General features: G+C 64.9%; 15 protein-coding genes. 7 read left to right on the top strand and 8 right to left on the bottom strand.

The features are described 5' to 3' along the window. Window positions 1-70 precede the first annotated feature (70 nt). Entirely contained in the window at window positions 71-1,354 is a 1,284-nt protein-coding gene (locus MH112_RS04080) for an O-acetylhomoserine aminocarboxypropyltransferase (RefSeq protein ID WP_296564247.1), read from the top strand. A gap of 85 nt (window positions 1,355-1,439) precedes the next feature. On the opposite strand, the gene MH112_RS04085 is transcribed toward MH112_RS04080, so the two are convergent. From MH112_RS04085 to MH112_RS04110, 6 genes are all read right to left on the bottom strand, one after another. Further along, complete coding sequence (locus MH112_RS04085; protein ID WP_296564256.1) at window positions 1,440-1,817, bottom strand: bleomycin resistance protein; 378 nt, start codon at window positions 1,815-1,817, stop codon at window positions 1,440-1,442. Window positions 1,818-1,883: 66 nt separating this feature from the next. Further along, window positions 1,884-2,651 (bottom strand): LPS export ABC transporter ATP-binding protein, encoded by a 768-nt coding sequence (gene lptB / locus MH112_RS04090; protein ID WP_296564258.1) that lies wholly within the window; start codon window positions 2,649-2,651, stop codon window positions 1,884-1,886. Window positions 2,652-2,660: 9 nt separating this feature from the next. Continuing rightward, a complete protein-coding gene (locus MH112_RS04095) occupies window positions 2,661-3,239 on the bottom strand; it encodes an LptA/OstA family protein (RefSeq protein WP_296564261.1) in 579 nt (192 codons plus the stop codon). Window positions 3,240-3,259: 20 nt separating this feature from the next. Further along, window positions 3,260-3,889: an LPS export ABC transporter periplasmic protein LptC gene (lptC, locus tag MH112_RS04100; protein WP_296564263.1), complete on the bottom strand. Its 630-nt coding sequence runs from the start codon at window positions 3,887-3,889 to the stop codon at window positions 3,260-3,262. 8 nt (window positions 3,890-3,897) lie between these two features. Then, window positions 3,898-4,515 carry a ribonuclease D gene (locus MH112_RS04105; protein ID WP_296564267.1) on the bottom strand — a complete coding sequence of 206 codons (618 nt, stop codon included), beginning with the start codon at window positions 4,513-4,515 and terminating at the stop codon, window positions 3,898-3,900. A gap of 346 nt (window positions 4,516-4,861) precedes the next feature. Beyond that, window positions 4,862-5,845 carry a hypothetical protein gene (locus MH112_RS04110; protein WP_296564270.1) on the bottom strand — a complete coding sequence of 328 codons (984 nt, stop codon included), beginning with the start codon at window positions 5,843-5,845 and terminating at the stop codon, window positions 4,862-4,864. A gap of 214 nt (window positions 5,846-6,059) precedes the next feature. On the opposite strand from MH112_RS04110, the gene MH112_RS04115 reads away from it, so the two are divergent. Together MH112_RS04115 and MH112_RS04120 are read left to right on the top strand one after the other, a co-directional pair. Beyond that, entirely contained in the window at window positions 6,060-6,638 is a 579-nt protein-coding gene (locus tag MH112_RS04115; RefSeq protein WP_296564273.1) for a recombinase family protein, read from the top strand. A gap of 61 nt (window positions 6,639-6,699) precedes the next feature. After that, window positions 6,700-6,996 carry a hypothetical protein gene (locus tag MH112_RS04120; RefSeq protein WP_296564276.1) on the top strand — a complete coding sequence of 99 codons (297 nt, stop codon included), beginning with the start codon at window positions 6,700-6,702 and terminating at the stop codon, window positions 6,994-6,996. A gap of 177 nt (window positions 6,997-7,173) precedes the next feature. Here MH112_RS04120 and MH112_RS04125 read toward each other — a convergent pair whose 3' ends face one another. After that, window positions 7,174-8,481 (bottom strand): hypothetical protein, encoded by a 1,308-nt coding sequence (locus MH112_RS04125; protein WP_296564279.1) that lies wholly within the window; start codon window positions 8,479-8,481, stop codon window positions 7,174-7,176. 317 nt (window positions 8,482-8,798) lie between these two features. Here MH112_RS04125 and hsdR point away from each other — a divergent pair, with 317 nt between their 5' ends. The 4 genes from hsdR to MH112_RS04145 are packed head-to-tail and all read left to right on the top strand — an operon-like array spanning window position 8,799 to window position 15,716. Then, window positions 8,799-12,179: a type I restriction-modification system endonuclease gene (gene hsdR, locus MH112_RS04130; protein WP_296564282.1), complete on the top strand. Its 3,381-nt coding sequence runs from the start codon at window positions 8,799-8,801 to the stop codon at window positions 12,177-12,179. After that, the gene (locus MH112_RS04135; protein ID WP_296564284.1) at window positions 12,161-13,642 is read left to right on the top strand and encodes an N-6 DNA methylase; all 1,482 of its coding nucleotides are present in this window, start codon (window positions 12,161-12,163) and stop codon (window positions 13,640-13,642) included. Before hsdR ends, MH112_RS04135 begins: the two co-directional genes overlap by 19 nt. Next, the gene (locus MH112_RS04140) at window positions 13,639-15,072 is read left to right on the top strand and encodes a restriction endonuclease subunit S (RefSeq protein WP_296564287.1); all 1,434 of its coding nucleotides are present in this window, start codon (window positions 13,639-13,641) and stop codon (window positions 15,070-15,072) included. The genes MH112_RS04135 and MH112_RS04140 overlap by 4 nt, the downstream gene beginning before the upstream one ends. Then, complete coding sequence (locus MH112_RS04145; RefSeq protein ID WP_296564290.1) at window positions 15,069-15,716, top strand: hypothetical protein; 648 nt, start codon at window positions 15,069-15,071, stop codon at window positions 15,714-15,716. The genes MH112_RS04140 and MH112_RS04145 overlap by 4 nt, the downstream gene beginning before the upstream one ends. On the opposite strand, the gene MH112_RS04150 is transcribed toward MH112_RS04145, so the two are convergent. Then, window positions 15,708-17,438, bottom strand: a complete 1,731-nt coding sequence (locus MH112_RS04150) for a site-specific integrase (RefSeq protein ID WP_296564292.1) — start codon at window positions 17,436-17,438, stop codon at window positions 15,708-15,710. The two genes, MH112_RS04145 and MH112_RS04150, sit on opposite strands and share 9 nt — an antisense overlap. Window positions 17,439-17,477: the final 39 nt, after the last annotated feature.

Raw genomic sequence — 17,477 nt, forward strand, 5'->3', positions numbered from 1 at the left:
TTTCAGGCGCCAGCCCGCCCGTGCTAGGCGCTGTCCCTCAGAACACGACATTGAATGAGGGAAGACGCCCATGTCCGAGACCACGCCCCTGCGCCCGGAAACCCTGGTGATCCATGCCGGCGCAACGCCCGATCCGGTGACCAAGGCCCGCGTCACCCCGATCTATCAGACCACCTCCTACGTCTTCGACGATGCTGACCATGCTGCGGCCCTGTTCAATTTGGACGCCCCCGGCAACATCTACTCCCGCCTGGGCAATCCGACCTCGAGGGTTCTGGAGGCCCGGCTCGCCACCCTGGAAGGCGGGGTCGGTGCCCTGGCCGTGGCCAGTGGACATGCGGCCCAGCTGCTGGTGTTTCACACCCTGATGGAGCCCGGCTGCAACATCGTGGCCTCCCGCAAGCTCTATGGCGGCTCCATCACCCAGCTGAGCCAGAGCTTCAAACGCATGGGCTGGGGGGTGACCTTCGTCGAGGACCTCGAGCCCGAGGCCTTTGCGGCCGCGATCAATGATCAGACCCGGGCGGTGTTCATCGAATCCATCGCCAATCCCGGCGGCGTGGTCATGGACATTGCCGGCATCGCCGCCGCCGCCCATGCCCGGGGCGTGCCGCTGGTGGTGGATAACACCCTGGCCACCCCCTATCTCTGCCGTCCGCTGGATCATGGAGCCGACATCGTCGTCCACTCCTTGACCAAGTTCCTCGGTGGCCACGGCAATTCCATTGGCGGCGCCATCGTCGATGGGGGCAAGTTCGACTGGACGAGCGGCCGCTGGCCCAATCTCAGCGCCCCCAATCCAAGCTATCACGGCAAGGTCTTCACCGAGGCCTTTGGCCCCGCCGCCTTCCTGGTGGGCTGCCGGGCCCTGGGTTTGCGCGACCTGGGCCCTGCCCTGTCGCCGTTCAACGCCTTCATGATCCTCACCGGCATCGAGACCCTGGCCCTGCGGATGGAACGCCATTGCGCCAACGCCCAGACGGTCGCCGAATGGCTAAAGGCCCACCCCAAGGTCGCCTGGGTGTCCTATGCAGGGCTCGCCGGCGATCCCAGCCACGAACGGGCCAAACGCTATGCCCCCAAGGGGGCTGGCGCGGTCTTCACCTTTGGCCTGAAGGATGGCTACGCCGCCGGCGTCAAGCTGGTGAGCGCGGTCAAGCTGTTCTCGCACCTGGCCAATATCGGCGACACCCGCAGCCTGATCATCCACCCGGCCTCGACCACCCACCGCCAGCTGGAGGCCCACGACCAGATCGCCGCCGGCGCCGGGCCTGACGTGGTGCGGGTCTCGGTGGGACTGGAGCATGTGGACGACATCATCGCCGACCTGGAGCAGGCCCTGGCAGGGCTCTGAGGGGAGAGATTCTTCCCCATCTCTCGCCGGCTTGACCCGAGAATCCATGCCCACCGTCATCCGGCTGTGGGCATGGATGGCCCGGTCAATCAGACCCCTCGTTACCGGAGCTCGGTGACATGCACCGCAACAGACTGCCGTTCGGATCGACGAGCGCGAACATCCGCAACCCCGAGTCTTCGTCCCGGGGCGCGGTTAGACGCGGTATGCCGTGTTCTGGCAGTTGCGCCTGTGACCAGGATTTATGGAGGCCCTCAATATCTGCGACGTGAACGCAGGCGCTGAACCACGAGTCAGATGGGTTCAGTTGTGGGTGAGGGAAAAATTCGATCTCGAGGGATCCCCGCGAGAGGATCATCCATCCCTCGTCCCGATAGTCCACGCGAAAGCCCAGCCCTTCATAGAACCTGGCGGTCTCGTCAAAGTCCCTCGCCGGAAGGTTCGCTGTGATGACGTCGCGCAAAAGACACCTTGTCGAAGCGTGGGGTCGGGGCACCCGCCACGAAGGACGAAAGGCCCAGCCGCCCGCTTAACCCGCGAAGCTGTCGCCCAGATAGACCCGGCGGACCTCAGCATTGTCGATGATCTCGGCGGGGGAGCCCTCGAACAGCACCTCGCCCGCATGGATGATCGAGGCGCGGTCGATGATGTCCAGGGTTTCACGGACATTGTGGTCGGTGATCAGGATGCCGATGCCTCGGCCTTTCAGATAGCTGATGACCTCGCGGATATCGGCGATGGCCAGGGGGTCGATGCCGGCAAAGGGTTCATCCAGCAGCATGAAGGACGGCTCGCTGGCCAGGGCCCTAGCGATCTCTACCCGGCGACGCTCGCCCCCCGACAGGGAGATGGCCGGGGCGTCGCGCAGATGCTCGATATGCAGCTCTTCCAGCAGCTGGTGGACCGTGGCCCTGGCCCGGTCGCCATCGCGCTCACGCAGCTCAACCACGGCCATGACATTCTGCGCCACGCTCATGCCCCGGAAGATCGAGGTCTCCTGAGGCAGATAGCCCAGTCCCATTCGGGCGCGCTGATACATCGGCTGGGCGGTGATGTTCTCCCCGTCCAGATAGATGGCGCCATAGTCCGCCGCGATCAGACCGGTGATCATATAGAAGCAGGTGGTCTTGCCCGCGCCATTGGGGCCGAGCAGCCCCGCCACCTCGCCCCGGGCCAGGCGCAGGGAAACCCCCTTCACCACCGGCCGGCCGCGATAGGACTTGCCAATATTGTCCACCACCAGCCCCTCCCCAGGGATCAGATCCTGGGGGGCTGAGGTCTGCGGCGTGTCGAGCACCGGGGCGGCCTACCGCTGGGGCGCAGGCTGAGCCTGCGTTTGATTGGGATAGAAGACCCCGCGCACCCGACCTGGCGTGCCAGCGCCCCGGGCGCTGGTCTCCATCTTCGCCTCGCCAGTGGCCACCTGGATCACCAGGCGTTCGCCGCGCAACACGTTCTGGCCCTGGGCGGCAACCACGTCGCCGGTCATGGTGATGGTGTCGCTGGCCGCGTCATAGACCGCCGCATTGGACCGCACTCGCTGGGCCGGGGTGACGTAATAGACAGACCCTTGAGCGTCGAGGCCCTGCAGCTCGCCGCAGGTGGGCTCTGCCCCGGTGCGGGCCGGTCGGGCGGCGGCGTAGCGGATCGTCAGCACATCAGCGCGCAATCTTGAATGGTCCTGCAGCGCCTCAGCCGAGCCCTTCCAGATGGCCAGGCAGCGGGAGTTGAGTACCTCGAGCTCGTCGGCGGTAATGTCCACCGGGGCGTTGGAGCCCGCCGCCAGCTGGGCCTGGGCCGGAGCAAGGGACGCAACAGCGAGCAGGCCCGACAGCAACAGGGCCGGCAGAATGGTCCGTGGACCGGCGGCAGGCAGAATCTTCATCTCAAGACGCCTCTTTCGCATCAACGCGGCGCTTTCGGGGTGATCGTGCCGCTCACGCCGCCCCGGAAGACCATGCGCTCGCCCTTGTCGTACACGCCATAGGACTTTGCGCGGATTTCTCCAAGGGGCCCGGCCCCGGTGATCAGACCTTCACCCTCTAGTACCCCTGTGGCCGTGTCGAAGACCGCGCTGCCGGTGTCAAAGGTGGCGTTCTGATCGTTCAGGCTCACATCACCCTGCAACTGCAGCATGCCGCTGCCCTCGTGGAAGACCCCGGACTGCGCCGACAGGCGCATGGGGCTTAGGCCCTCTCCGTCCACCACCATGGCCGGCCGGTCGAGCATCACCCGTTGATAATCGACCTGGTCGCGCACGGCGCTGTTGGCGGTGATGACGAAGGAGCGCCCATCGGCGTCGCGGCCCATGAACCTCGGATTGACCAGCCGGATCGGGGCGTCTGACTCCTCGGGCACAGCAGGCCCACCCGCCAGACTGTTATAGATGATGACCCCGGCCAGACCGATGACGATCACCCCGATCATAGCGGGCAGGATCACCCGCAGGCGGCGGATCAGCCGTGAGCGACGGTGCCAGCGCCCCATGGCCTGGTCCGATGCGGGCCCGCGGGCCTCATATGCCAGGGCGCTCACCTAGGGCCTCATGTGTGCGCGAAAATGTCGGCGTCCTCCCAGCCGGCCACATCCAGGAGGGCGCGGTGGGGCAGAAAGTCGAAACAGGCCCGGGCCAGTCCATCACGGCCCTCCCGGGCCAACATGCTATCCAGCCGGGCTCGGACCGCATGCAGGTGCAGAACGTCGGAGGCGGCATAGGCGACCTGGTCGTCCGACAGAACCGCAGCGCCCCAGTCGGAACTCTGCTGGGCCTTGGACAGGTCCACCCCGACCATTTCCCGGGTCACATCCTTCAGCCCGTGCCGGTCGGTATAGGTCCGGGCGAGCTTGGAGGCGATCTTGGTGCAATAGACCGGCGCGGTCAGCACCCCCAGGTGGAGGTGGAACATGGCGATGTCGAACCGCCCGAAGTGGAAAATCTTCGTCACTGCGGGATTGGTCAGCAAAGCCTTCAGATGCGGGGCGTCATAGGTGGCCCGGTCCAGCTGCACGAGGTGAGCGTCCCCGTCTCCGGCCGAAATCTGCACCACACACAGGGGATCGCGCCCCAGGCGCAAGCCCATGGTCTCAGAATCCACGGCCACCGCCTCGACGCCCTGGAACAGGCCCGCGGGCAGATCGCCGTGATGAAGATGGTTGGCCAAGACCGCTTGCTCCGCAGATGGCGCGGGCCTCCCCGCGCGGCTTTGGGAAGTCTAGCAGGGGAGCAATGAACGGCCACCCCGGCGGAGACCTTAGAAAGGGGTGGTGCCCAGGAGAGGACTAGCGCCTGCCCCAGTAGGCGATTGATTTTACTAGGTTTTCCAGGCCCGATGTGTCCTCGTGTGCCCCAGCAAGGAGCACTCCGCCGTTGAGGTCCTACACGCAAGCGCTCGGATTCACAATGGCTCGCCTCTTGGGATATCTCACGGCTGGCTTCGATGCTTTTTGGGTCGTTCATACGAGCGGCCATATCGACGCTGGCAGTCGACTACGCCCCCCCGTGGGGGATCAAATCGAGCGAGAAAGTGGGGCCACCAAGGTCGAGGTGTTGACATCTCCTTGCACATCCTCAGCATCAACCCTTTCCTTTTCAGTCTCTAGAAGATCTGGTTGATAAAAGACTGTTAATGCCTCGAGTATATCTACAACCGGAAACTCTCTTCGCTCCTCTAGTATTCTACAAACCTCTCGATCCATTGGTCTTGGGAGAAGAGCCTCTTTTGGGACGTGGGCGTCGGCGAATAGAAACGCTTGCACGAGACGCCAACCTTCATAAAACGTCTGCATGAAATCGGCGTCGTGATGCAGGGGGCAGATGACGAGCCCGCGCCCAGAGTCGATGCGCACCTTGTCACTAGCCCCCTGTCTCGTGGGAATGATCCCAACCCGGAGGCCAGCGGCCCCCTCTAGTTGAGAGGCATTGATCTTCACGCTCGTGCCGACCCATTGTTGGCTCGTTAGAGAGCCGACGAATAGATCGGCCTTCCACAAACCGCGGATCGAGTAGGGCAGGGCAACCCTAGTTTGAGGTCGCCGGAAAGCGGCGGCCAACACGTTCAGTCGGCTACGCAAAAGCGGCGGTCGCCCCTGGCCGCCGGCCAAAGTTCGAGAATCGCTAGTGAGCACGTTCTTCGCAGTATCGATAAGTTGAACCGCGCCTGATTTCTCGATACCGAACAAGATCGATCTTGGTTCATTCGACTTTATGTTACAGAGCTTCATCGCGTCCACAATGCGTTCAACGACCCTCGCATCCCCGTTATTCATCGCATCGTGAACAGCATACTCAAAGCAGATGCCAACGTCCCCGTCGCCGGGGCGGTAAAGCCGGGGAAGCATCTTGAGCTTCACCGCGTCGCGCCCGCCAACCTCTTGAACAACATCCGTCTTCAGGGCGTAAAGGACACCGGCCAGAATGGGGCGGACCACCGCCGTCAACGCCAGCACTTCATCAGCGACGGCATTGATCTGACGCTCTCGTCGAACTTCCATTTCGCCCCCTTGTGCATCTCCAGATGAGAAGCTGAAGAAATGGTAGCGCTTGGGTTGAGACGAAGCCAGCGCCGCAAGCGCCTTTTCCGTCTCACACGACCGTGCCCCTGTGGGACGTCTCAGACGCCTGCGAATGAGTCCCACACAAATGGGTTTGCATTTCTGAGACAACGCCCGCATAACGTCTAAGATTTCAGTGAGACGGAGAGCGGCTGTGATCGTCGGATACGCGCGAACTTCAACAACGGACCAGAAGGCGGGCCTGGAGGCTCAGGAGCGCGACCTCAGGGCCGCCGGATGCGAACGCCTGTTCGTCGAGCAGGTGTCCTCGGTGGACGTTGTGGCCCGTGAGCAGCTCGCCCAGGCCCTCGACTACGTCCGCGACGGCGACACCCTGGTGGTCACCAAGCTGGACCGCTTGGCCCGCTCTGTGGCCCACCTCGTGGACATCAGCGCCAGGATCAAGGCCAAGGGGGCCTCCCTGCGCATTCTCGATCTCTCCATCGACACCTCGACGGCGACGGGGGAGTTGATGCTCAACATGGTTGGGGCCATTGCCCAGTTCGAACGCGCCATCATGCTTGAGCGCCAGAGAGAGGGCATCGCCAAGGCCAAGGCCGCCGGCAAGTATCGCGGCCGCCAGCCGACGGCGCGGGCACGGAGCACAGAGGTCCTGGACCTTAAAGCCGAAGGCGTCGAGGTCGCCGAAATCGTCCGCCGCACCGGGTTGGGACGCGCCAGCGTCTACCGAATCCTCAAGGATGCCTCCCCAGACGGTGAGGTGACCGCATGAGCATCGTTGATACGCCGCCCCCCACGGAGCAGCCTGCCGATGATCAGCACAGGGTAGGGCGATGACGGTGACCAAAGACCGGACCGGCTACGCCATCGCGCTCAAGGACGTAGAGGACACCTTCGATCCCCTGGAGATCAGCCCTACAGGCCCTCAGGAGGCCCGTGAGTGGGTGATGGAGGCGGAGGCCGCCATGATGCTAGGCCTCAGCAAAAAGGCCCTGGAGCGGCGCAGGGCGCGCGGCACGGCCCCGGTCCATCACAAGCGATATGGCTACATCGCCTATTACCTGGGCGAACTGGATCGCTGGGTGGCGTCGAAGCCCAAGGGATACCGCCCGCCTGAATCGGTCGAATGAGACCGGCGACGTTCCGGGGGTGAGGGTCCCCCTACCTTGGCCTCCCTTATGCCCCCCAGTATAGACCCGGGGAGCCCCCCCCCAGGAGCCTATAGGGCCTATAGGGACTGTAGGGGACCTGCCAGGGGATTGAAGGGGTAGGGGAGTAGCAGCCACCGATGAGGGGCACCGACCTAGTCACCATACCCTCTGGACCGCTCTGAGCACCTTCTCCTCGATGCCCGCCCCTGGGGTCCAGCCTTTGATCTCAGGCCAGGCCGACACGCCGCTCAGGTCCGCCGTGACCGCGCGATAGGCCAGGAACATCGACTCCCCCAGCTTGTATTCATCCCGGGCGGCGACAACGAAGCTGTCGTGGATGGGGAGCACCGGCCGTTTCAGCGAGTGCGTAAAGTAGCCCAGGACGCCAGCGGCAATCTGGCTGTCGAGGTGCTGCAGTTCCAGTGCCCTGGCGCGGCGGAGCCACGATTGAATCGGCTGATGCTTCCGCTCCAGCGCCTCCAACAGATCACGGTAGGCCATGCCGCGCGGGAGTGCGGTATGGGCCGGTTTTCGGATGCGGGCCTCCGGTCCCACCGCCAGGAGCTGGTTGAAGGCAACCTTCAGCACGCTCCGGTCCACCGCCGCAAACCTGCCCCCCAGGTCATAGGGGTCGTCGTCGGGGGCCAGGGGCTGCCCAGCCAGGTGATAGGCCAGACGGGGATGCAGGCTCTTGAAGTCCAGCTCCACCACCGGCTCGCCGTCGATGGTGATCCGGGCGCGCTGGACAGAGGGCATTGTCATCCACCATCCGCCATAGAAGCGCCCGCCGGCCGTCCACGAGCCGTTGTTGAAGACCCTGTAGAGGCGAGCCCGTTCGCGAGCGATGATCGCCCCTGCGCCATCGTCGGCGTCCTCCAGAGACCGCTCTGAGGGGCCGCTGAGGCGCTCGGCGGGCTGGATGTTATGGGCGTTGGCGACAGCGGCCCAAGCCCTCAGACCCTCGCGCATGCCATGGGTAGTGGGGTTGTCGTCATAGCCGACCAGCGGCTTGGGGCCGCCCCGGCGCGCTGGAGGTCCTTTGAGGACAACCAGCTCAGCCCCCTCGCGCACGCCGATGTCGGCCCGGCCGACGCCCCTGGCGTTGAAGAGGGCGATCAGCTTGCTCGTGGCGCGAAGCCGAGCCCGAAACCCGTGCCCGCCGATCTCACTCCGCTTGTAGCTGCCTGCCTTGCTGTCGGCATAACCCGCCGCCGTAAGGAAGGCCGCCGCCTGGACGGCAATCTGCCGGGACGCGTCTGGGTGGACGTATCGGCGCTGTTTGACCTCGTAGTCTTCATTGCGCCGGGAATAGGCCAGCCAACGATCTAGGTCTTCCCCAGCGGCCATGAAGAGGTCCAGCGCCATCGTCCCCAGGATGGCTTCGAGGCGCATCCGATCGACGGCCTTGCGGGCTCGATGACGAGCCTCGCCGGCCTCCATCTCCGCGAGGAGGCCACCGACCAAGGCCCGCGCCGCTGGCGTTTCGGGTGTCCGATCCCAAGACAGCGGTCGACTGTTCTGGAGATGCGGTTGATCGGGATAGGGCCGGGGCTCGGGGTCGGGTTTGTCTGGGATGGAAGGGGCGGACACAGACGCTTTGCTAGCCCTCAGTCCGCGACGCCGCAATGGCTGACAGAGCTGCCCGCATCGACGGTCGCGCTTGGCCTGCCCTGCTTTTTTCGCACCAAACGCCGAACTTGCGCCAGACGGTAAGCGCCACGACTGATTGCATTGGCCAGGGTGTTCGTCTCAAGTGTCCCCTGGGTTCAGGCGGGGAATGGATGTCAGCGACCAGCGCGAACTTCGAGTTCTTGCGGCCCCATGGGCCTCAGCTGGTTCGTTTCGCGGCCCAGGCGGAGCACTATTTCCGCACCGATCCCAACACCACACTCATCAAGCTCAGGCAGTTCGCGGAGTTGCTGGCGAAGGAGGTCGCGGCCCGAACCGGCTGCCTCAGGTCGCCTGACGACGCCTTCTCCGATGTCCTCGGCGCTCTAGGCCGAGCGGGCTACGTCCCGAGACAGTCCCTCGACCTGTTCCACCACCTGCGCATAGCAGGCAACGACGCGGTCCACGGGGACCTGGACGATTTCGCTGCGGCCCTCACGGGACTCAAGCTCGCCAGAGAGTTGGGCGCATGGTTCGTTCGCAGCTACTGTGGAACGCCCAAGCTCGTTGTCGGGCCGTTCGTGCCACCGCCGGCCCCTGCGGACCCCACCGCCAGCCTGAGAGCTGAGCTCGATAAGCTGAAGGCCGAAGCGGAAGCCCAGAGGTCAGCCGCTGAGATCGCCCAGGCCCGCGCCGAGGAGCTTGCCCAGACCAACCTTGAGGCCGCCGAGAGGCTGCGCCAGGAGGTCGAGGAGCGCGAGACGTGGCAACGCCTAGCCGAAGAGGCTGAAGCCGCCACAGCGGGCGTCAGGGCCGCCCTGGAGGCCACTCAGCGGCAGGCTGAGCAGGCCACCCCTGCCCAGCTCGCCCAGCTTGAGAAGGCCGCTGAAGCCGCCGACAGCGCCATTATCCTGGACGAGGCCGCCACCAGGGTCATCATCGACCAGCAGCTGCGAAACGCCCACTGGGAGGCCGACAGCCGCGAGCTCCGCTATGCCAAGGGCGCACGGCCGACCAAGGGGCGCAATCTCGCCATCGCGGAGTGGCCCACGGCAAGCGGCCCTGCAGACTATGCCCTGTTCGCTGGCCTGACCCTGGTCGGCGTCATCGAGGCCAAGCGCCAGAACCGCAACGTCATGAGCGTCCTGCCCCAGGCCGAACGCTACGCCGCCGGGATCGACCCCGGAACCCACCTGCATCCCCGCGCCCCCTGGGGAGAGTTCAAGGCCCCCTTCGCCTTCTCGACCAATGGCCGGCCCTATCTCAAGCAGCTGGAGACGGCTTCGGGCATCTGGCGGCGGGACCTGAGACGGCCGACCAACGCAGCCTCGCCCCTAGTGGCCTGGCCATCCCCTGAGGGGCTCCTGGAGCGCCTGGAAGCCGACCAGGATGCGGCCGAAGCTGCCCTCCAGACCCAGGGGTTCAACTTCGGCTTCGACCTGCGCCCCTATCAGCGACAGGCCATCGAGGCGGTTGAGAAGGGCCTCGCGGAGAACCGGCCGCACATGCTGATCGGCATGGCCACCGGAACCGGCAAGACCAAGCTCGCCATCGCCATGCTCTACCGGCTGATCGCCGCCAAGCGCTTCCGCAGCGTCTGCTTTGTGGTCGACCGCAGCGCCCTGGGCGACCAGACCGAGCGTGAGTTCACCACCACCAAGGTGGTCGCCGGCAAGGCCTTTGCGGAGATCTTCGGCCTGAAGGGCCTGGGCGACGTGACGCCGGACCCCGAGACCCGGATCCACATCTGCACGATCCAGGGGCTCGTGCGCCGCACGTTGTTCAACGACGATCCCGCAGACGCGCCGACGGTGGACCAATACGACCTCATGGTGGTCGACGAGTGTCACCGGGGCTACCTGCTCGACCGCGAGATGTCCGACACCGAGCTGAGCTTCCGCGACCAGGACGACTACGTCTCCAAATACCGCAAGGTCCTGGACTATTTCGACGCCATCAAGATCGGCCTCACCGCCACGCCAGCCCTGCACACCGTCCAGATCTTCGGCGAGCCGGTGTTCCGTTACGGCTATCGGGAGGCGGTGGTCGACGGCTTCCTGATCGACCATGAACCGCCAATCCGCATCACCACCGCCCTTTCACAGGATGGCATCCACTTCGCCGCCGAGGACGAGGTGACCTTCATCCACGCCCCTACCGGCCAGATCGAACTGTTTAAGCTCCCCGACAGCCTCGATTTCGAGGTCGAGGGCTTCAACCGCACGGTCATCACCGAGCCCTTCAACCGCGCCGTCGCCGACGAACTGACCCGATACATCGACCTCGCTGAGCCGGACAAGACGCTCGTGTTCGCCGCCTCGGACGCTCATGCTGACATTGTCGTCAAAGCACTCAGAGACGCCTTTCGTGAGGCGCAGGGGGACATCGAAGATACAGAGATCCGCAAGCTGACCGGCAGAGTCGAACACGTCGGCAAGCTGATCCTCAGCTATCGCAACGACGCCCTGCCGAAGATCGCGGTGACGGTAGACCTGCTAACCACCGGCGTCGACATCCCAAAGATCACCAACCTCGTGTTCCTGCGGCGGGTGAATAGCCGCATCCTCTACGATCAGATGATCGGGCGGGCGACGCGCCTGTGCCCGGAGATCGGCAAGGAGACCTTCAGGGTCTTCGACGCCGTCGACCTCTACAGCAAGCTGCAGAACCTGACGGAGATGCGCCCGGTCGCCGCCGATCCGACCCTCACGCTCACGCAGCTGCTGGAGGAACTGGCCAGCATCGAGGACGCCCGGCACCGCGCCGACGTCCGCGACCAGATCATCGTCAAGCTCAACCGCCGACTGAAGGGGATGTCCGACGAAGCCCGCGCCAAGGCCGCCCTGGCGGCGGGTGAGAGCCCCGAGGAGACCCTGGCGCGCTTCAGGAAGGGCACCCCCGACGAGCTCGCCGCCTGGGTCCGCAGTCGCCCTGGCCTGGGTCCGGCGCTGGACTGGCAGACGTCCGGCGGAACCCCCGTCATGCTGCCGATCTCCGAACACCCCGACGAGGTGGTAGACGTCAGCCGGGGCTATGGCACGGCGCAGCGGCCGGAGGACTATCTCGACGCCTTCTCCGCCTTCATCAAGGCCAACATCAACCAGATCGCCGCCCTGACGACGGTGGTTCAGCGCCCGCGCGACCTGACCCGCGCCCAGCTGCGGGAGCTGCGCCTCCAACTGGATGCTCAGGGCTTCACCGACGCCAATATCCGGCGCGCCTGGTCCGACGCCAAGAACGAGGACATCGCCGCCTCGATCATCGGCTATGTGCGCCAAGCCGCTCTTGGCGACCCGCTGATCCCCTATGCCGACCGGGTGAGGCGCGCCGTGGACGCCGTGACCCGCAAGGGCACATGGACCGATGTCCAGAAGCGATGGCTTCACCGGATCGGCGAACAGCTGCAGAAGGAGATCGTGGTGGATCGGGAGTCGCTGGACGACGAACCCTTCCGGGCCGACGGCGGCTTCCGGGTCATCAACAAGCGCTTTGACGGCAAGTTAGAGTCGGTCCTGGCGGACCTGAGTGAGGAACTATGGCGAACGGCGAGCTGACCAGGAGCCGGGTCACGACACAGGACATCGTCCAAAAGCTCTGGAGCCTCTGTCACGTCCTGCGCGACGACGGCGTCAGCTACCAGGAATACGTCACCGAGCTGACCTTCCTGCTGTTCCTGAAAATGATGGAAGAGACCGGCCGCGAGGAGCGGATCATTGCGGCCTATCAATGGAAAGAGATCGCCAGCCGCGAAGGCCTCGACCAGCTGGACCACTACAAGCTCGCCCTGCTGAACCTGGGCAAGGCCGGCGACCCCGTGGTGCAGGCGATCTTCACCGACGCCCAGACCAAGCTGCGCAAGCCCGCCAACCTGAAGACCCTGACCACGGCCATAGACGGCCTCGACTGGTTCTCGGCCCGCGAGGAGGGCCTGGGCGAGCTCTATGAGGGCCTGCTGGAAAAGAACGCGGCTGAGAAGAAGTCCGGCGCAGGCCAATACTTCACCCCCCGGCCGCTGATCGACTGCATCGTGCGCCTCATGAAGCCCCAGGTCGGCGAGGTGATCCAGGACCCGGCCGCCGGCACTGCTGGCTTCCTGGTAGCCGCCGACCGCTACATCAAGGACCACACCGACGACCTCTATGCCCTGGCCCCCGCCCAGGCCTTTTTTCAGCGCAACAACGCCTTCGTCGGCATCGAGCTGGTGCCCGACACCCACCGCCTCGCCCTGATGAACCTGATGCTCCACGGCATCGAAGGCCCCATCACCCTGGGCGACAGCTTGGCCCCTGATGGGGAGGCCCTGGGTAGGGCCGACTTGATCCTGACCAATCCGCCGTTCGGGACCAAGAAGGGCGGCGGGCGGCCCAGCCGGAACGACTTCTCCGTCACCGCCGAGACCTCCAACAAGCAGCTGGCCTTCGTCGAGCACATCGTCCGCGCCCTGCAGCCCGGCGGCCGGGCGGCGGTGGTCCTGCCCGACAACGTGCTGTTTGAGGACAATACGGGCCGGCGGCTGCGCCAGTGGGTGATGGAGCTGACCGACCTGCACACCATCCTGCGCCTGCCCACCGGCATCTTCTATGCCCAAGGGGTCAAGACCAACGTCCTGTTTCTCCGCCGGGGCAAGGCTGACCGCGCCAACACCAAGGGCGTCTGGGTCTATGACATGCGCGCCAATATGCCGGCCTTCGGCAAGACGCGGCCCCTGACCATCGCCGACTTCGCCGCCTTCGAGGCCGCCTATGGTGACGACCCCAACGGTGGCGCGCCCCGCACCGACGAAGGCCCCGAGGGACGCTTCCGGTTCTTCCCCCGTGACGAGATCACAGCCCGAAACGACAACCTCGACATCGCATGGCTGCGCGACGACAGCGACGCGGCTGAGGACGACCTCAGCGACCCTGAGGACATCGCAGCGGCGATCCTGGGGCACCTGCGGGCGGCCTTGGCGGAGGTCGAGGCAGTGGATGCGGAGTTGGCGGGGGAAGAAGCCGTGCCGGCGGAGGTGGTCGCGTGAGTGAGCTGCCCTCTGGCTGGATTGGCGTGAGGCTTGGGGAACTGGGCAACTGGTTCGGTGGAGGCACTCCGAGCAAGTCCAATGCTTCTTTCTGGGCCGGAGATCTTCCATGGGTGTCGCCAAAGGACATGAAGCGAGCCTTCATTGACGACACCCAAGATAAGATCACGCTAGCCGCCGTTCAGAGTTCCGCTACCAGCCTAATTCCAGCTAGGTCGGTCTTGATTGTGACGCGTAGCGGCATCTTGCGCCATTCGCTGCCGGTCGCCGTGAACACACGCGAAGTTGCGATTAGTCAGGACCTGAAAGCCCTGGTAGTTGCGCCCTTCGCCGAGCCTGAGTTCGTGGCGTGGCAGTTGCAATCATGTGCCCAATCAATTTTGGCTAGCTGTGCGAAATCAGGAACGACTGTCGACAGCGTGGACTTTGATTTGTTGAGGGCCTTCACGCTCTCGCTACCCCCCCTCGCCGAACAGCGGCGGATCGTGGCGAAGCTCGACGCTCTGACCGCCCGCACAGCCCGCGCCCGCGCCGACCTCGACCGCATCCCCGCCCTCGCCGCCCGCTACAAGCAGGCGGTGCTGCGAATGGCTTTTAGCGGGGAACTGACAGCGGACTGGCGGACTGAGCAGATTGCTCTCGAACCCGTCTCGCCGCGCGGCGAACTCGATATCCGAGTGAAGTATCGGTTAGGCGGCGCTGACGCTGATTTTGCACCACCTTATAGTGTTCCAGAATCGTGGCGCTGGCTGCGTTTGCCAGAACTTGGAGATATGGATCGCGGCAAGTCTCGCCATAGGCCCCGCGATGATGCTCGTTTGTTTGGTGGCCCTTTCCCGTTTGTGCAGACGGGAGAGGTGCGAGCAGCCGACCGTTACCTGACCTCATATTCAAAAACCTACAGCGAGTTTGGTCTAGAGCAGAGCAGGTTATGGCCTGCCGGGACTGTGTGCATAACAATCGCAGCGAACATTGCTGAAACCGCGATACTAGGTATCGATGCCTGCTTTCCAGATAGCGTTGTTGGCTTTAGCGCTGACTCAAACCGGTGCCAGCCTGACTATGTTGAATACTTCATCCGGACTGCGAAGGCCGATTTGGAGCAATTTGCGCCAGCCACGGCGCAGAAGAACATCAACTTGGAGGTTCTCGGGAGCGTCCGCCTCCCTGTCGCCCCGCTTGACGAACAGGCAGAAATAATTCGCCGCATTGATCGCGCCTTCACCGAGATATCCCGGATGACCGCCGAGGCCGCCGCCGCCCGCCGCCTGCTGGACCGCCTCGACCAAGCGGTCCTCGCCAAGGCCTTCCGGGGCGAACTGGTCCCCCAGGACCCCACTGACGAGCCCGCCAGCATCCTGCTCGACCGCATCCGCGCCGAACGGGCCGCCGCGCCGAAGGCCAAGCGGGGTCGTGTCGCCGCCAGATGACCAGGGCCTGCGGGGAGATCGCCATCGGCGTCGTCGACGTTGGGTCGCCGAAGTCGGGAAAGCTGGGTTGGGCGGTGCTTGGTGCCGATGGCTCGACAACTCTGGGCAAGGACCTCGACCTGTTCGTCGCGACCATGGCTGATCTTGGTCAGCACGTGCCGCTAGCGGTGGGCTTCGAAGCTCCCCTGTTTATCCCCATGCGCGATAACGCCATGCGCATCCTGACAGCCCGCAAAGGCGAGCTGAGCCGCGCCTGGAGCGCTGGAGCGGGCGCAACCGTCACGACAGCCGCACTCGGGGTCGTGAGCTACACCCTGGCCGGCTTAAGGCGCAGGCTGCCAGATGCGCACGCCGTCCTGGACCACCTGACGCCACCAACAAGGCCTGGCGATGCGCTCTTCTTTGAGGCCTTCGTCACGAGTGCCGGCAAGGGCACGGACCATGCCGACGATGCACGGCTGGCCGCCGTGGAAGCGCGGGGCCTGCTTTGCGGGGACGCGGCCTATCGCTCAGCCATCGACGAGCCAGAGGTCTTCAGCCTGCTTGGGGCCGCCCTCCTGCGAACCGCATGGTCAACCGATACCGCCCTTTTGTCTGCCCCGTGTCTCGTCGTGAAACCGGGTTTCGATCACCTGTCAGCTTGATGGTGCTGGTGTCACGGGCAGCGCGACCAATGAGGCCTTCGGGATCACCACCGTCGTGTGGATGACCTTGGCCAGTTTGTCGGCGAGCTGAAGCATGTTCAGCCCGTTGCCATAGGCTACGGCGGTAGGGTCAGAACCCCGCGTCCGGCCTGAAAGGGTCTTGCCCTCCAGGGTTTCTTCGATGCCGGCGTTGCGCAGGGCGTCCTCGAAGCTGTGGCGCAGGGAGTGCAGGGTCAGGTTGCCACTGTTGATCCCTTTCCCCTGCAGGTCACGAGCCTTCACCAGCCGAGCAAACCAGTCGGTGACGTGGTCGCCATAGTGGCCATTGGCGTCCCGCTGGGCCTCTGGGAACAGTTGGACATCACCTACCCGCCGGCGCTCTTCCACATAGTCCAGGAAGCCCAGGCGGATCAGTTCGGGGTGGATGGGGATGAAGCGCTTGGTCTGTCGGTTCTTGAGCCGCCGCAGGTCGTTGGGCTTCAGGTTCATCACGACCAAGCCATCCCGCTCGGTGACCTCTTCGGTGAGCATGCCGCAGGGCTCGCCGATCCGCAGGCCGTGATAGAGCGCGATGAGCGGTCCCCAGTAGAGGGACGGCTTGCCCGACGGCGCAGTGTCTCCAGTGGACCAGGGCGCGCCGCCAAACACCGTGGCCAGCTGTTCCGGCGTGAAGGCGTCCCGCTTGTCCTCCGGGGCAACCTCCTCGACCACGCGGAGCTTGGTGAAGGGGTTGTAGTCGATCCAGCGCTCGACTTCCGCCCAGCCGAACAGGGCCACGGTCAGGGCCATGTAGCTGTCGTTGATCGACTTCGGGCTGATCGTCGGCAGGCCTAGGGACCGGGCCGCCGCCACCGCCGCTGGCACGGGGAGCTTGGCGAGGTCGGTATTCTTGCCGAGGTTGCGGGGCAGCCCCTTCACCGTCTCGAACACCTCACGGGCCGCCTCGCGGTCCACAGAGCGGACGTCGCGGTTGGCCCCCAGGGTGTCCCTCAGGACCCGATAGACGGGCGTGTAGGCGTTCTTGGTGGACTGGGACCATCGGTCGGCCTTGGCGGCCTCATAGGCCTCTATGAGGCCGTTGAGGGTCTTGGTGGACGACACGCCTGACGCGCCGGTCTCGACACCCTTAAGCTCGTTAAGGATGGGGTCAGACGGTAGATGCCCGAACTCACCCCGCATCTTGGCCAATGCGGTCTCCTCCAAGGCGATCCAGGCCCGCATGAGGGTCTGGCAGAGCAGCCCGAAGGACGGGTCCTCGCGGTCCGCGTTGAGCCCCGCACGGGACAGGAGGCCGTCCACGAGGGGGTAGAGCGTCGAGTAATCCCCCTCGCCGAGCTGGGTGCGCTTACGGGCGAGCTGCACCTCCTGTCGCTCTAGAAGCGCCCGACGGTCCTGGCGCTCCTGTGGATCAAACTGGCGGGGCTTGGTGCTGGGCTGGAACGCGCCCTGAGACTGCTCAAACCACCGCGCCACCAGGAGAGTGATCTCACCCACGCCCAGGCGACGGGGGGCGGCTTCAAGCTGCTGCGCCTTCGCTTTGGCGACGCGCCCTTGGAACTCCTGGAGCGCGCCGGGCAGCCTTGTGACGGCTTCGGAGTGGGAATCCGTCTCTAGCGACTTCTTGAAGCTGCCGTTGCCGAGGGTTGCCCAGACCTCTTTCGGCCAGCGGACCCGGCAATACCAGCGGCTGCCAATCTGAACGAGATATTGGGTGTTCTTCACTGCGAGCGTTCCCCTGTGTGTGCCAGCTATGTGTGCCGG

Source organism: Phenylobacterium sp., from assembly GCF_022402485.1.
Lineage (GTDB): Bacteria > Pseudomonadota > Alphaproteobacteria > Caulobacterales > Caulobacteraceae > Phenylobacterium.

Bases quoted from the DNA above. Each gene is read 5' to 3' on its own strand.
- MH112_RS04080 (WP_296564247.1), top strand. From the start codon at position 71: ATGTCCGAGACCACGCCCCTGCGCCCGGAAACCCTGGTGATCCATGCC.
- MH112_RS04095 (WP_296564261.1), bottom strand. From the start codon at position 3,239: ATGAAGATTCTGCCTGCCGCCGGTCCACGGACCATTCTGCCGGCCCTG.
- MH112_RS04110 (WP_296564270.1), bottom strand. From the start codon at position 5,845: ATGGAAGTTCGACGAGAGCGTCAGATCAATGCCGTCGCTGATGAAGTG.
- MH112_RS04120 (WP_296564276.1), top strand. From the start codon at position 6,700: ATGACGGTGACCAAAGACCGGACCGGCTACGCCATCGCGCTCAAGGAC.
- hsdR (WP_296564282.1), top strand. From the start codon at position 8,799: ATGTCAGCGACCAGCGCGAACTTCGAGTTCTTGCGGCCCCATGGGCCT.
- MH112_RS04135 (WP_296564284.1), top strand. From the start codon at position 12,161: ATGGCGAACGGCGAGCTGACCAGGAGCCGGGTCACGACACAGGACATC.
- MH112_RS04145 (WP_296564290.1), top strand. From the start codon at position 15,069: ATGACCAGGGCCTGCGGGGAGATCGCCATCGGCGTCGTCGACGTTGGG.